The following is a 14,386-nucleotide window of genomic DNA, read 5'->3' on the forward strand; positions in this document are numbered from 1 at the left end:
AGCCAGAAGCAGGATGTGTCGGCATAATAACAAACATATGGGCGCGCGATAGCGCCAGCTGATTTGAGGTTACAAAGCCCCGTGAATGTTGATTTGCACTGCCATAGCACGGCCTCCGACGGCGCCTTGGCGCCTGCGGTACTGGTTGCGCGTGCGTTCGAGAAAGGCGTGCGAGTCCTGGCCTTGACCGATCACGACACCCTGGAAGGCCTTGCCGAGGCGCGCTGCGCCGCGATCGGGCTGGGGATGCAACTGGTCAACGGCGTCGAACTGTCCTGCACCTGGGGCGGCGCGACCATCCATGTGCTGGGTTACGGTTTTGACGTCAACGCCGAACCGTTGGTCGAGGCAATCGGCAAATTGCACGATGGCCGCTGGCTACGGTCGGAAGAGATAAGCCGCAAACTGGCGCTCAAGGGCATGCCGGGTGCGCTCGACGGCGCCCGACAGATCCAGCAGGCGCTGGGCGACAGTGGAAATGCACCGGCGCGCCCGCACTTCGCCGACTGGATGGTGCGTGAAGGTTTCGTCAAGGATCGCGCCGAAGCGTTCCGCAAATGGCTGGGTGCCGGCAAACTGGGCGACGTCAAGCAGCACTGGCCGACCCTGGAGGAAACCGTCGAAACCCTGCGCGCGGCGAAAGCCTGGGTCAGCCTGGCGCACCCGTGGCATTACGATTTCACTCGCAGCAAGCGTCGCCGCCTGATTGCCGACTATATTCAAGCAGGGGGCCACGCGATCGAAGTGGTCAATGGTCATCAGCCCGCCGAGCAAGTGGGCAGCCTGGCCATTCTTGCTCGCGAGTTCGGTCTGCTGGTCAGCGCCGGCAGTGATTTTCATGGCCCAGGGGGCTGGTCGGAGATCGGTGAATACCGCCCGCTCCCGGAGGATCTGCCACCTTTGTGGTGTCGATTCAAACATGACCCAATTATTGCCGCCGTCTGAACAGGTAGAGAATGTGAGTCAATTTTTCCAGATTCATCCGGAAAACCCGCAAGCGCGCCTGATCAAACAGGCGGTTGAGATCATCCGCAACGGCGGGGTGGTGATTTATCCCACCGACTCTTCCTACGCCATTGGTTGCCAGATCGGCGACAAGAACGCCGTGGATCGCGTGCGCCGTTTGCGCGGGCTGGATGAAAAGCACAACTTCACGCTGATTTGCAGCGACCTGTCGCAACTGGGGTTGTTCGCCAAGATCGACACCGGCACCTTTCGCTTGCTCAAGGCTCACCTGCCTGGCCCCTACACCTTCATTCTCAACGCCACCCGCGAAGTCCCGCGGCTGTTGCTGCACCCGAAAAAACGTACCATCGGCCTGCGGGTGCCAAGCCATCCAATTGCCCTGGCGCTGCTCGAACAGCTCGGCGAACCGCTGATGAGCGTGACCCTGATCCTGCCCGGTGATAGCGAGCCGCTGACGGACCCGTACGAGATGCGTCAGTTGCTCGAGCATCAGGTCGACCTGATCATCGACGGCGGTTACGGCGGGATCAAGGCGTCCACCGTGATCAACCTCGCCGATGGCGAGCCGCAAGTGATTCGCGTCGGTTGCGGCGACCCTGCGCCGTTCATGGCCGAGGCCTAGATGTCCGCAGTAGAACCCGTCGACAGTCAGGCCGGAGCCCAGCAAGAGCTGCCCTTCGCCATGGTCTATGGCCAGGCAGTCCTGGAAATGCCGCTGGACCTGTACATCCCGCCGGATGCGCTGGAGGTTTTCCTCGAAGCCTTCGAAGGCCCGCTGGACTTGCTGCTGTATCTGATCCGCAAACAGAACATCAATATCCTCGACATCCCGGTGGCGGAAATCACCCGTCAGTACATGGGCTATGTCGAGCTGATGCAGTCGGTGCGCCTGGAGCTGGCCGCCGAGTACCTGGTGATGGCCGCGATGCTGGCCGAGATCAAGTCGCGCATGCTGCTGCCCCGGGCCGAAACCGTCGAGGAAGAAGAGGACGACCCGCGCGCCGAATTGATCCGCCGCTTGCAGGAATACGAGCGCTTCAAGGCCGCTGCCGAAGGCATTGATGGCCTGAGCCGGGTTGGTCGCGACGTGGTGGTGCCCAAGCTCGATGCCCCCGAAGCCCGGGTGCGCAAGCTGTTGCCGGATGTACGTCTGTCCGAACTGTTGCTGTCCATGGCCGAGGTACTGCGCCGTGGCGACATGTTTGAAAGCCATCAGGTCAGCCGCGAGGCACTGTCGACGCGCGAACGCATGAGTGACGTGCTGGAGCGGCTCAAGGGCGGCGGTTTTGTGCCCTTCGTCGAGCTGTTCACCGCTGAAGAGGGGCGGCTGGGGGTGGTGGTCACCTTCATGGCGGTCCTCGAGCTGGTCAAGGAATCCCTGGTCGAACTGGTGCAGAATGAGCCGTTCGCGGCGATCCATGTGCGAGCCCGAGCCGAATAACGAGTTGAATCATGAACCTGACTGAACCCCGCGAGCTGGCGCCATTGCTTGAAGCCTTTCTGTTGGCCTCGGGAAAGCCGCAATCCCTGGAAAGCCTGTTCGAACTCTTCGAAGAAGGCGAACGGCCGGAGCCGCCGGTTTTCAAGAAGGCCCTGACGATTCTGGCCAAGTCCTGCGATGGCCGCGCTTTTGAACTCAAGGAGGTGGCCTCGGGTTATCGCCTGCAGATTCGCGAGAAGTTTTCACCCTGGGTCGGACGCCTGTGGGAGGAGCGCCCGCAGCGATATTCGCGCGCCATGCTCGAAACCATGGCCCTGATTGCCTATCGCCAGCCGATCACCCGGGGCGAGATCGAAGACGTGCGCGGTGTGGCGGTCAACAGCAACATCGTCAAAACCCTGATGGAGCGCGAATGGATCCGCATCGTCGGCTACCGCGATGTGCCCGGCAAACCGGCGATGTTTGCCACCACCAAGGCGTTTCTCGATCACTTCAACCTGAAAAACCTCGACGATCTGCCGCCGCTGGCCGAACTGCGCGAGTTGGAGCCTGATCCGGTGCTCGATTTCGACGACGCGCCGGTGCCGGCAGCGCTGCAAGAATTGGCGGACGCCAGCGCCGAACCGGAAGAGCCCAAGGAAGAAACCAGTTTCCATACGCTGTTGCTGGAACTGGACAGCATGGAGGAGGGGATCAAGACCGATTTCGATGATTTGTTGCGTGATGGGGTGGAGTCCGGAGCGGATTCGGAGCGTGCTGATATTCAGCCGGAAACCGGGGTTGCGCCAATCGAGGCCGAGCCGGAACTTGAAAACGAGCCAGAGCCAGAGCCAGAGCCAGAGCCAGAGCCAGAAGACGACATCCTTGGCGTGGCCGAGGCCCGAGAAAAACTGCTCGCTGCTGTTGCTGCTCTTGAACAGCCCAAACCAGAGCTAAGCGATGAAGAGGCTGAAGCCCTGGCACTCGCCGAAGCCATCGAAGCCGAACGCCGCCAGTTCGAAGACTGATTGCAAAGTTTGCGGCTTAGAAGATCCCTGTGGGAGCGGGCTTGCTCGCGAAGGCGGTGGGTCAGACAGCGACGATGGCGACTGGCACGGCCTCTTCGCGAGCAAGCCCGCACACAGGGGGTGTGATTGGCCATCACGATCACCGGTCGGCGGAAAAACCGTTAAGTCCCGTTTGATCAACTAGTCTCTGATGCGCAAACGCCCGCATGAGCGTATGATTCGCGACCCTTCGGCGATCCCTTCGCCCAAGTACCCAGTTTTCAGACCACACCGGGAGGTGCCCAGATGAGTATCAACGACCAGAAAGACGACCAGGAAATCGGCCCAGCAGGCGAAAAGCTGCAGAAAGTCCTCGCCCGTATCGGCGTCGGCTCGCGCCGTGACGTGGAAGCCTGGATCAGCCACGGCCGCATCAAGGTCAATGGCAAAGACGCCACCCTTGGCCAGCGCGTCGACATGCACGACGCCATCACCATCGATGGCAAGGTGATCAAGCGCGAAGAGGCCGCCGAGTCGGTGCGCCGCGTGATCATGTACAACAAGCCCGATGGCGAGATCTGCACCCGTGTCGACCCGGAAGGTCGTCCGACCGTGTTCGACAAGATGCCAAAGCCGAAAGAAGGCCGCTGGATCAACATCGGCCGCCTCGACATCAACACCACCGGTCTGCTGATGTTCACCACCGACGGTGAGCTGGCCAACCGCCTGATGCACCCTTCCTACGAAATGGACCGTGAATACGCGGTACGTGTGCGTGGCGAAGTCGATGACGAGATGATCGAGCGCCTCAAAGCCGGCGTGGTCCTCGAAGACGGCCCGGCCAAGTTCACCGACATCAAGCAGGCGCCAGGTGGTGAAGGTTTCAACCACTGGTATCACTGCGTGGTGATGGAAGGTCGTAACCGCGAAGTTCGTCGCCTGTGGGAATCCCAGGGCCTGGTGGTCAGCCGCCTGAAGCGCGTGCGTTTCGGCCCGGTGTTCCTCAACTCCGACCTGCCAATGGGCCGCTGGCGCGAAATGAGCCAGTACGAAGTCGACATTCTGAGTGCCGAGGTCGGCCTGACGCCGGTCGCGATGCCGCAGATGAACGCCAAGAGCAAAGACAAGCTTGACCGGATGCAGCGCAAGTCGTCGCGTCCAATGGCCAAGACCGAGCGCGTGCGCACCCTGCGTCCGGCTGCCGGCGCTCCTGCCGCGCCACGTGCAAACCGTGAGCCGCAGATCGAAGGCGAGCGCCCGGGTCGCAAGCCAGCGGCCCGTCAGGACGGTGAGCGCGGCCCGCGTACGCCGCGTCCGGCCAATGGCCGTACCGAGCGTGGTGAAGGTCGTGGCACGCCAGTGGCGGATCGTCCAGCCGACACCAAGCGTCCGGCCAAGCCTGCGCCGAAGCGCCCGGGGATCAAGCTGGTCGACGGTGACAAGCCGTCGGGCAGCCGTCGTGGCGCACCGGCAGGTTCCGGCCAGCGTCCGGGCTTTGGTCGTCGCAAGCCAGAGTAATCGGTAAGCGCTTGATGAAAAACGCCAACCTTCGGGTTGGCGTTTTTTTTGGGCTGGTTTTAGTCCGGTAGTGTTTTTGAGGGCGCCTTCGCGAGCAAGCCCGCTCCCACAGTGGATCGCATTTATCCGTGCCGACCAGGGCTCCTGTGGGAGCGGGCTTGCTCGCGAAAGCGCCAGTCGCAGCACCAGAGATCCCGAAGTGGAAAGCCAAAATTACATACTGTAAATAATTCATGACGAAATTCACTGATTAACCCCATGAATTCGCCGACCACTCAATACTGTAAGAAAACTCTTACGCTTCATTGTCTTGCGTCCATCTCCCGCCGCTCTAACCCGCTTGTTTCCCCGCTCCATGCAAGGTGTCATGCGCGTCATGCCTGTCGTGCAGGTGCATAACAAAAAGGAGGCGCAATGAACGCCGTAACCTATCTAAATCTCTCTTCGGGGCGCGTGTTTTCTGGCGTCGCCGTCCATGATCCGCAAGGGTCAGACTCAGTTTTTGCAGCCGCCCGAGCCTCTCGTGGCGGACACAGGCAATCCCGGTAACAGATACGCTGATCCAGCGGCTCTGGCAGCAGGGGGTTACCGGTGTACAATGCGCCGCGTTTTACCTGTGACCTCCTGCGCACCTGCGCAAACATCGAGGCTATCCGCCTTTTTCACTCCGTCGCGTCACGAGCGCGTCGGGTTCGATTTCGTCACAGATAAAAACAAACAGGTGACGCATGACCGTTGTAAATACGTTGAACGTGAGGCCCCTTTAATGACTGGCCAAAACTCGCAATCAGGTGAGCTGAAACGCGGCCTGAAAAATCGCCACATTCAATTGATCGCCCTCGGTGGCGCGATCGGTACCGGCCTGTTCCTCGGCTCGGCCGGGGTACTGAAATCCGCCGGCCCGTCGATGATCCTCGGCTACGCCATCTGCGGCTTCATCGCCTTCCTGATCATGCGCCAGCTGGGCGAAATGATCGTCGAAGATCCGGTGGCCGGTTCCTTCAGCCACTTCGCGCACAAGTACTGGGGCGGTTTCGCCGGCTTCCTGTCGGGCTGGAACTGCTGGATTCTGTACATTCTGGTGGGCATGTCCGAACTGACCGCGGTCGGCAAATACATCCATTACTGGGCGCCGGATATCCCGACCTGGGCCTCCGCAGCGGCTTTCTTCGTGCTGATCAACTTGGTCAACCTGGCGAACGTCAAAGTCTTTGGCGAGGCCGAGTTCTGGTTCGCGATCATCAAGGTCGTGGCGATCGTCGGCATGATTGCACTGGGTAGCTACCTGCTGGTCAGCGGCAATGGCGGCCCGCAGGCAGCGGTCAGCAACCTGTGGTCCCACGGTGGTTTCTTCCCCAACGGTGTCTCGGGGCTGGTGATGGCCATGGCTTTCATCATGTTTTCCTTTGGTGGCCTGGAAATGCTCGGTTTCACCGCTGCCGAAGCTGACAAGCCGAAAACCGTGATCCCCAAAGCCATCAACCAGGTGATCTACCGGATTCTGATTTTCTACATCGGTGCCCTGGTCATCCTGCTGTCGTTGACCCCGTGGGACAGCTTGCTGGCCACCCTGAACGCCTCCGGTGATTCCTATAGCGGCAGCCCGTTCGTGCAAGTGTTCTCGATGCTGGGCAGCAACACCGCCGCGCACATCCTCAACTTCGTGGTCCTGACCGCTGCCTTGTCGGTGTACAACAGCGGCACCTACTGCAACAGCCGGATGCTCCTGGGCATGGCCGAGCAGGGCGACGCGCCGAAAGCGTTGGCGAAGATCGACAAGCGCGGCGTGCCGGTGCGTTCGATCCTGGCTTCGGCTGCCGTGACCCTGATCGCGGTGTTGCTGAACTATCTGATCCCGCACAGCGCGCTGGAACTGTTGATGTCGCTGGTGGTGGCTACCCTGGTGATCAACTGGGCGATGATCAGCTACTCGCACTTCAAGTTCCGCCAGCACATGAACAAGACCAAACAGACGCCGCTGTTCAAGGCCCTGTGGTACCCGTACGGCAACTACGTCTGCCTGGTGTTCGTGTTGTTCATCCTTGGCGTGATGCTGCTGATTCCGGGGATCCAGACATCGGTGTACGCGATTCCGGTGTGGCTGGTATTCATGTGGGTCTGCTACTGGTTCAAGAACAAGCGCAGTGCAGAGCGTGCGTTGCAGACTTCGGCTGCCATCGCCAAGTAACGCTTGATGCATAAACGACAAACCCGGCCATGTGCCGGGTTTGTCATTTATGGGATACATGCATAACCCTGTGGCAGCGGGCTTGCTCGCGAAAGCGGTTTAACCCCCAGCGTTCAAGTCGACTGACACTCTGCATTCGCGAGCAAGCCCGCTCCCACATCGGTCTGCATCAACGTTAGGCCATTCGCGGTATCCTGCACGCTCTGAATACGGACGCTTTTCCATGCTGGTGATTTCCAACAACGTGCATCTGCCCGATGCCGAGATCGAGTTGACCGCCATTCGCGCCCAAGGTGCCGGTGGGCAGAACGTCAACAAGGTCTCCAGCGCCGTACACCTGCGTTTCGATATTCCGGCCTCGTCCTTGCCCGAGTTCTACAAGGAGCGCCTGCTGGCGCTGCGTGACAGTCGCATCACCAGCGAAGGGGTGCTGATCATCAAGGCCCAGCAGTATCGGACCCAGGAGCAGAACCGGGCCGATGCCCTGGAGCGGCTGACCGAGCTGATTCTCAGCGCCACCAAGGTCGAGAAAAAACGCCGTCCGACCAAGCCGACCCTCGGCTCGAAGACCCGCAGGCTCGAATCCAAGAGCAAGCGCGGCAACATCAAGGCCGGGCGCGGCAAGGTCGACTTCTAGCGCGACGCGCGCGCTTCACGCTGGCTTGGCGCCTGTCGGTACAGATATACGCTCAGCATCAAGCCGCAAAACGCGGCGAGGGCGGCGAACAGGAAGATCGAAGCGAAACCGAACCCGGCTGCAATGGCCCCGGCCAGTGGCCCGGTGATCCCCAGCGACAAGTCGATGAACAGCGAGTACGCGCCGACGGCGGCACCACGGCTGGAGGCCGGGACCAGGTTGACGGCTTCCACCCCCAGCGCCGGAAACACCAGCGAAAAGCCGAAACCGCTCAGCGCCGCGCCCGCCAGCGCCCAATGCGCGTCCGGTGCCAGCCACAGCAACAGCAGTCCCAGGGTTTCCACTGACAGGCAGGCAATGGCGACGCGAAAGCCGCCGAGGCGGTTGATCAAGCTGCCGAACAGCAGGCGCGCGCCGATAAAACTGGCGCCGAACAGGCTCAGGCACAGCACCGCGTTGTCCCAGTGTTGCGTGGCGTAATACAGGGTGATGAAAGTGGCGATGGTGCCAAATCCGATGGAACCCAGGGCCAGGCCGCAACCGTGGGGGAAGACCCGCCCGAGCACGTGCATGAACGGCAGGCGTTCACCGGCCACGATCGGTGCGGCGGTTTTCGGCCAGGCCAGCAGCAGGCCGAGCACGGCCAGCAAGACAATGCTCACGCCCATGCTCCACAAGCCCAGTTGATGGACGATCAGCACGCCCAAAGGCGCGCCCACGGCCAGTGCGCCATAGCTGGCGATGCCGTTCCAGGAAATCACCTTGGCGGTATTCGCCGCGCCGACCCTGCCGATGCCCCAGCCGATCGAGCCCGAGCCCACCAGGCTTTCCGCGCTGCCCAATACCAGGCGGCCAATCAGCAGGCTGATCAGGCTCAGGGTCGGCAAGCTTTGGGTCCAGGCTGACAGCAGCATGAACACACCGCTCAGGCCGCAACCGGCCAGGCCATACATCACCGCCAGCTTGCTGCCCTTGTTGTCGATGATTTTCCCGGCATACGGGCGGCTGAGCAGGGTGGCCAGGTATTGCACGCTGATCACAAGGCCAGCGATCACCGCACCGAAACCCAGGTCGCTGTGGACGTAGCCTGGCAGTACAGCCAGGGGAATGCCGATATTCAGGTAACCGATAAAGGTGAACAGGACGATGGAGACGACTTGCAGCGTGACCGCCAGGGGGCGCCGGGTTTCTGACATGGGTAAAGGTCCACGGGACAGCAGGATAGATAGGCTGCTTATGATAACGGCGTGAACGCTTACCGGTCCTGCAAAAGTATAACTATTTACCGGATGGCATCAGTCGGGTTTGGCGGGAGCGACCAGTTGCGTGGTGACCAGGGCGGCCAGGGCATTTTCTTCAGTGCCGAAACGTGCGAGCAATGCGGCCTGTTTCTCAGGGGAGAGGCGATTCCAGATCTCGATCATTTTCTCGGCGGTGCCGATCAGAACGCTGGCTTGAGCTTCGCTGAAGTCTTCGGTCATGGTGGGGCTCATGGTTCAGGCAGTGTGGAAAGCGCATGTTAGCGCTTTCCACACGGTCTGTACGGCGCGTTACTCAGTCTTCGCTGTCAGCCTGGCGACTGTCAGTGGCTTGTTTCGGCTCGGGCTGTTGGGCGCCGGCTTGTTGCGTGGTTGTCTGCTCAGTTTCGTGCAGGCTTGGGAAGGGGAGATTAGGGATCTCGTGCATAGTCGCGCTCCTCGCTAAGTCTGTTGATAGATCTGGTAGATCCGCGCTTTGAAAAAAGCATGGGCAGGATACAGCAGTAAAAATGACAAACGGACTTTTATATCCATTAGTTTCGACGGATGGGATTGTCTAGACAGGTCAGCAGGAGCAACGCTCACCCACTGTGGCGAGGGGGCTTGCCCCCGTTCGGTCGCGAAGCGGCCGCCGTTTTACCCGACAGGTATCGGCTGCTGGAGGTGGGGCTGCTGCGCAGCCCAACGGGGGCAAGCCCCCTCGCCACAGAGGGGGCCGGCCAGTGCTTCAAATTACTTGCAGACTTCGGCGATTGCTTCGGCCAGCAGATCCAGGCGCGTCGCATCTATCCCGGCCACGTTTGCACGGCCAGTGCCGACCATGTACACGCTGTGATGATCGCGCAGCTGTTTGACCTGCTCCGGCGACAAACCGGTGTAGGAGAACATTCCGCGCTGCACACCAATATGCGCAAAGCGCTCGCGCAAGCCGTGAGGTTTCAGTGCTTCGACCAGACCGCTGCGCAATTGGGCGATACGCAAGCGCATGGCTTCCACTTCGTCAGCCCAGAGACTTTTCAGCTCCGGGTCGCCGAGGATGGTTGCGACTACCGCAGCCCCGTGATCCGGCGGCGTCGACCACAGGTTGCGGGCGATGTTGGCCAGTTGGCTGCGGATATCCAGCAGTTTCTCGGCGGTTTTCGCGCAGACAATCAATGCGCCGGTGCGATCACGGTAGAGCCCGAAGTTCTTCGAGCAGGAACTGGTGATCAGCACTTCCGGTAGTTCGGCGGCGAACAACCGGGTCGACCAGGCGTCCTGTTCCAGGCCATCGCCGAAACCCTGGTACGCGAAGTCGATCAGCGGCACCAGATCCCGATGGCGCACCACTTCCAGCACCCGGCGCCAGTCGTCATGGGACAAATCGAAACCGGTCGGGTTGTGGCAGCAGGCGTGCAGCAACACCACATCGCCTTTGGGCGCTTCGTTGAGCGCTGCCAGCATGGCTTCAACGTCGAGGCGGTTGTCACTGCCGACATAGGGGTAGTGGTTAACCTTGAGCCCGGCCGTGGCGAAAATGGTTTCGTGAATCGGCCAGGTCGGATTGCTCAGCCACACACCACGCCCCGGCAGGCACTGGGCGATGAAATCCGCGCTCAGGCGCAGCGCACCGGTACCGCCCGGCGTCTGGGTGGCGCCGGCCCGTTGTTCGGCGATCAGCGCAGAGTCGGCGCCAAGCACCAACTCATTGATGACTTTGCCAAACGCCGGCTCTCCGTGACCGCCGATGTAGGTCTTGGTGGCCTGACGATCAACCAGACGCTGTTCGGCAATCTTCACCGCCTGGGGAATCGGCGTCAGGCCCAGGGCGTCTTTGTAGACGCCCACGCCAAGGTCAAACTTGCGCGGGTTTGTGTCCTGCGCATACGCCTCCATCAACCCCAGAATCGGGTCGCCAGGTACTCGACCGATGGCGTCGAAATGCATTATTTGCGGCCCTCGGCGTCCTTGGCCACTTCGTCGGTGCGCGCGGCCATGATGAAGTCGTTGCGGTGCAGGCCCTTGATCGAGTGGCTCCACCAGGTGACGGTGACTTTGCCCCACTCGGTCAGCAGGCCCGGGTGGTGACCTTCGGCCTCGGAGATTTCACCGACGGCGTTGGTGAACGCCAGCGCGTGCTTGAAATTCTTGAACAGAAAAACCTTTTCGAGCTGCATCACGCCATCGCGTACTTCGATGTTCCAGTCCGGGATCTGTTTGATCAGTACCGGCAGTTCTTCGTCGCTGACTTGTGGGGCGTCGGCGCGGCAGGCTTCGCAATGGGCTTGGTTCAATGTGGACATGATGTTTTCCTGAAATCGAATAATGGGAAATCGGCCATCAGTAACACCACGCTAAAGCAAAGCGTCGGTTCCTGACAGGTTCACTTGATTTTAAAAGCAGCGGATCACGCCGCTTTTGGTTTTGGCGGAAATTTAGGTGCGTGCAGACCCATCTGCATCGCTTGCTTGACCATGCCCATGATGTCTTCGTGGGCCAGGTCGAACAGGCGCTTGAGGTTCGGCAGAACGAAATACAACGGCTGCAGGATGTCGATGCGATAGGGCGTGCGCATGCATTCCAGCGGATTGAACGCCTGATGCTCAGGCTCGTCCGAGAGGCAGTACACGGTTTCTTTCGGTGAAGACAGAATGCCGCCGCCGTAGATGCGCTGGCCTTGCGGGGTGTCGACCAGGCCGAACTCGATGGTCATCCAGTACAGGCGCGCCAGGTAGACGCGCTCCTCTTTGGAGGCCTTCAGACCCAGTTTGCCGTAGGTGTGGGTGAACTCGGCGAACCACGGGTTGGTCAGCAGCGGGCAGTGGCCAAAAATCTCGTGGAAAATATCCGGTTCCTGCAGGTAATCCAGCTCTTGGCGGGTACGAATAAAGGTCGCCACTGGAAACTGCTTGCTGGCCAGCAATTCGAAGAAAGTCTGGAAGGGAATCAGTGCCGGTACCCGGGCAACCTGCCAGCCGGTGGTTTCACCGAGGACTTTGTTGATTTCGCCGAGTTGAGGAATGCGGTCGTGGGGCAGACCGAGTTTTTCGATACCGTCCAGGTATTCCTGGCACGCACGCCCTTCGATCACTTTCAGTTGACGAGTGATCAGCGTGTTCCACACCGCGTGTTCTTCGGCGGGGTAGTCGATAAAACCATGCGCATCGGGCTCGCGAGCCACGTATTGCGTCTGCTTCATGCTGCTCTCCTGCTAGGGGATTTCGTTCTTGTTATGTGCTGCTATGGACCTAGGAATACCCCAAGGATTGCGTTGTTGCAGCAGGTGATTCGTGGTGTGCGTAGGAAAATTCGCTGATATTTGTAAAGTTTTCGTTACGAATCAGCCGGGGTCGCGCAGCTATTGAGTGTTTCTAGTTTGAAAAACGCTTTGTCTGTCACATAATCTTGACGACTATTTGGGTGCTTCTGCAGAAATCTCCGCCTCAAAGGCGCCGCCGCTCCCACAGGGGGCTGCGCCAGGCATCAACTCCATCACCGCTTTTTCGGGCCTTTTATATGCGTATCAAAGTCCACTGCCAGAACCGCATCGGCATCCTGCGCGACATTCTCAACCTGCTGGTGGAATACGGCATCAACGTCGCTCGCGGCGAGGTGGGCGGAGAGCATGGCAACGCCATCTATCTGCATTGCCCGAACCTGATCAACATCCAGTTTCAGGCGTTGCGCCCCAAGTTCGAAGCGATCGCCGGGGTCTTCGGCGTCAAGCGCGTAGGCCTGATGCCCAGCGAACGCCGACACATGGAGCTCAATGCGCTGCTCGGCGCCCTGGAGTTTCCGGTGCTGTCGATCGACATGGGCGGCTCCATCGTTGCGGCCAACCGTGCGGCGGCGCAACTGCTCGGGGTGCGGGTCGACGAAGTGCCGGGGATTCCCCTGTCGCGCTATGCCGAAGACTTCGATTTGCCGGAGCTGGTGCGCGCCAATAAATCGCGGATCAACGGGCTGCGGGTCAAGGTCAGGGGCGATGTGTTTCTCGCCGATATCGCGCCACTGCAGTCAGAGCATGACGACAGCGAAGCCATGGCGGGTGCGGTGCTGACCTTGCACCGTGCCGACCGCGTCGGCGAGCGTATTTATAACGTGCGCAAGCAGGAGCTGCGCGGCTTCGACAGTATTTTTCAGAGTTCGAAAGTCATGGCCGCAGTGGTGCGCGAGGCGCGGCGGATGGCACCGCTGGATGCGCCGCTATTGATAGAAGGCGAAACCGGCACCGGCAAGGAATTGCTCGCGCGTGCCTGTCATCTGGCCAGCCCGCGCGGACAGTCACCCTTGATGGCGCTCAATTGCGCCGGACTGCCGGAGTCCATGGCCGAGACCGAGCTGTTCGGATACGGGCCTGGTGCCTTCGAGGGCGCGCGTGCCGAAGGCAAGCTCGGGCTGCTGGAGCTGACGGCGGGCGGCACACTGTTTCTCGATGGCGTGGGGGAAATGAGCCCGCGCCTGCAGGTGAAACTGCTGCGCTTCCTGCAGGACGGTTGCTTCCGTCGGGTGGGCAGTGATGAAGAGGTCTACCTCGATGTGCGCGTGATCTGCGCGACCCAGGTCGACCTGTCCGAATTGTGCGCCCGGGGCGAATTTCGTCAGGACCTGTATCACCGTTTGAACGTGTTGTCGCTGCACATCCCACCGTTGCGCGAGTGCCTCGACGGTTTGCCACCTCTGGTCGAGCACTTCCTCGACCAGGCCAGCCGGCAGATTGGCTGCCCGCTGCCCAAGCTCGCCCCGGCGGCCATGGAGCGGCTCAGTCACTACCACTGGCCAGGTAACGTGCGGCAGCTGGAGAACGTGTTGTTCCAGGCGGTTTCCCTGTGCGACGGCGGCACGGTCAAGGCCGAGCACATTCGTTTGCCGGATTATGGTGTGCGCCAGCCCCTTGGCGATTTTTCGCTGGAGGGTGGGCTGGACGAGATCGTCGGGCGTTTCGAGAAGGCGGTGCTGGAACGGCTGTATTCGGAACATGCCAGTAGCCGCTTGCTCGGCAAGCGACTGGGCGTCTCTCATACAACGATTGCCAACAAGTTGCGCGAATATGAAATAGGCAAACTTGAGCGTTGAGGAAATATTTAATTAAGAGCCGTTACTAGATGCTAGTGATTCACTAGTGATTCAAGTTCCTATTTAAGCAGTTACCCCCTGCCATTGATCCAAATCATGGAAGTTACCCAATAGGCCATCTACGCTCTTCTCAACGTTTGGCAGGAGCGCTGACCATGTCATCAATGGATGACTCTACCCGGCGAGTTCGCAAAGAAACTCGCCTGTTCTATTTCCTGATCATTGTCCTGTTTCCACTGTTATCGGTGGCGATAGTCGGTGGTTACGGCTTTTTCGTCTGGTTTCTGCAAATGCTCCTCGGTCCGCCAGGCCCCCCAAACTGAAACTGATCGTCAT

The 14,386-nt window shown here is 60.3% G+C and carries 15 protein-coding genes; 9 read left to right on the top strand and 6 right to left on the bottom strand.

Translation table 11 applies throughout. The features are described 5' to 3' along the window. The first annotated feature begins 81 nt into the window (after positions 1 to 81). The 7 genes from AC07OG_RS22880 to arfB all read left to right on the top strand — a co-directional run bounded on the left by AC07OG_RS22880 (position 82) and on the right by arfB (position 7,736). Entirely contained in the window at positions 82 to 945 is an 864-nt protein-coding gene (locus tag AC07OG_RS22880) for a PHP domain-containing protein (RefSeq protein WP_060541354.1), read from the top strand. 13 nt (positions 946 to 958) lie between these two features. Beyond that, a complete protein-coding gene (locus AC07OG_RS22885; RefSeq protein WP_218425209.1) occupies positions 959 to 1,588 on the top strand; it encodes an L-threonylcarbamoyladenylate synthase in 630 nt (209 codons plus the stop codon). Next, a complete protein-coding gene (locus AC07OG_RS22890; protein WP_060541356.1) occupies positions 1,589 to 2,407 on the top strand; it encodes a segregation and condensation protein A in 819 nt (272 codons plus the stop codon). An 11-nt stretch (positions 2,408 to 2,418) separates the two neighbouring features. Continuing rightward, the gene (scpB, locus tag AC07OG_RS22895) at positions 2,419 to 3,414 is read left to right on the top strand and encodes an SMC-Scp complex subunit ScpB (RefSeq protein ID WP_495068168.1); all 996 of its coding nucleotides are present in this window, start codon (positions 2,419 to 2,421) and stop codon (positions 3,412 to 3,414) included. Between the two features lie 285 nt (positions 3,415 to 3,699). Beyond that, the gene (gene rluB / locus AC07OG_RS22900) at positions 3,700 to 4,911 is read left to right on the top strand and encodes a 23S rRNA pseudouridine(2605) synthase RluB (RefSeq protein WP_060541358.1); all 1,212 of its coding nucleotides are present in this window, start codon (positions 3,700 to 3,702) and stop codon (positions 4,909 to 4,911) included. A gap of 766 nt (positions 4,912 to 5,677) precedes the next feature. Next, positions 5,678 to 7,099: an amino acid permease gene (locus tag AC07OG_RS22905; protein ID WP_060541359.1), complete on the top strand. Its 1,422-nt coding sequence runs from the start codon at positions 5,678 to 5,680 to the stop codon at positions 7,097 to 7,099. A 223-nt stretch (positions 7,100 to 7,322) separates the two neighbouring features. After that, on the top strand, positions 7,323 to 7,736 hold the full coding sequence (gene arfB / locus AC07OG_RS22910; protein ID WP_060541360.1) for an alternative ribosome rescue aminoacyl-tRNA hydrolase ArfB: 414 nt from the start codon (positions 7,323 to 7,325) through the stop codon (positions 7,734 to 7,736). Here the strand turns inward: arfB and AC07OG_RS22915 are convergent. From AC07OG_RS22915 to phhA, 6 genes are all read right to left on the bottom strand, one after another. Continuing rightward, positions 7,733 to 8,932: an MFS transporter gene (locus AC07OG_RS22915; RefSeq protein ID WP_060541361.1), complete on the bottom strand. Its 1,200-nt coding sequence runs from the start codon at positions 8,930 to 8,932 to the stop codon at positions 7,733 to 7,735. The two genes, arfB and AC07OG_RS22915, sit on opposite strands and share 4 nt — an antisense overlap. Before the next feature lie 99 nt (positions 8,933 to 9,031). After that, the gene (locus AC07OG_RS22920; protein ID WP_218425206.1) at positions 9,032 to 9,217 is read right to left on the bottom strand and encodes a hypothetical protein; all 186 of its coding nucleotides are present in this window, start codon (positions 9,215 to 9,217) and stop codon (positions 9,032 to 9,034) included. A gap of 73 nt (positions 9,218 to 9,290) precedes the next feature. Beyond that, positions 9,291 to 9,422 carry a hypothetical protein gene (locus tag AC07OG_RS22925; protein WP_256352728.1) on the bottom strand — a complete coding sequence of 44 codons (132 nt, stop codon included), beginning with the start codon at positions 9,420 to 9,422 and terminating at the stop codon, positions 9,291 to 9,293. A 305-nt stretch (positions 9,423 to 9,727) separates the two neighbouring features. Then, positions 9,728 to 10,921 (bottom strand): amino acid aminotransferase, encoded by a 1,194-nt coding sequence (locus AC07OG_RS22930; RefSeq protein WP_495068169.1) that lies wholly within the window; start codon positions 10,919 to 10,921, stop codon positions 9,728 to 9,730. Further along, positions 10,921 to 11,277: a 4a-hydroxytetrahydrobiopterin dehydratase gene (locus AC07OG_RS22935; RefSeq protein ID WP_060541364.1), complete on the bottom strand. Its 357-nt coding sequence runs from the start codon at positions 11,275 to 11,277 to the stop codon at positions 10,921 to 10,923. The genes AC07OG_RS22930 and AC07OG_RS22935 overlap by 1 nt, the downstream gene beginning before the upstream one ends. Before the next feature lie 104 nt (positions 11,278 to 11,381). Further along, the gene (phhA, locus tag AC07OG_RS22940) at positions 11,382 to 12,173 is read right to left on the bottom strand and encodes a phenylalanine 4-monooxygenase (protein ID WP_060541365.1); all 792 of its coding nucleotides are present in this window, start codon (positions 12,171 to 12,173) and stop codon (positions 11,382 to 11,384) included. 317 nt (positions 12,174 to 12,490) lie between these two features. Between phhA and AC07OG_RS22945 the strand changes: the two genes are divergently transcribed. Together AC07OG_RS22945 and AC07OG_RS22950 are read left to right on the top strand one after the other, a co-directional pair. After that, positions 12,491 to 14,050 (top strand): sigma-54-dependent transcriptional regulator, encoded by a 1,560-nt coding sequence (locus AC07OG_RS22945; protein ID WP_218425205.1) that lies wholly within the window; start codon positions 12,491 to 12,493, stop codon positions 14,048 to 14,050. 155 nt (positions 14,051 to 14,205) lie between these two features. After that, positions 14,206 to 14,373: a periplasmic nitrate reductase, NapE protein gene (locus tag AC07OG_RS22950; protein WP_060541367.1), complete on the top strand. Its 168-nt coding sequence runs from the start codon at positions 14,206 to 14,208 to the stop codon at positions 14,371 to 14,373. Positions 14,374 to 14,386 lie beyond the last annotated feature (13 nt).

It is taken from the genome of Pseudomonas sp. GW821-FHT09H03 (genome assembly GCF_059415945.1).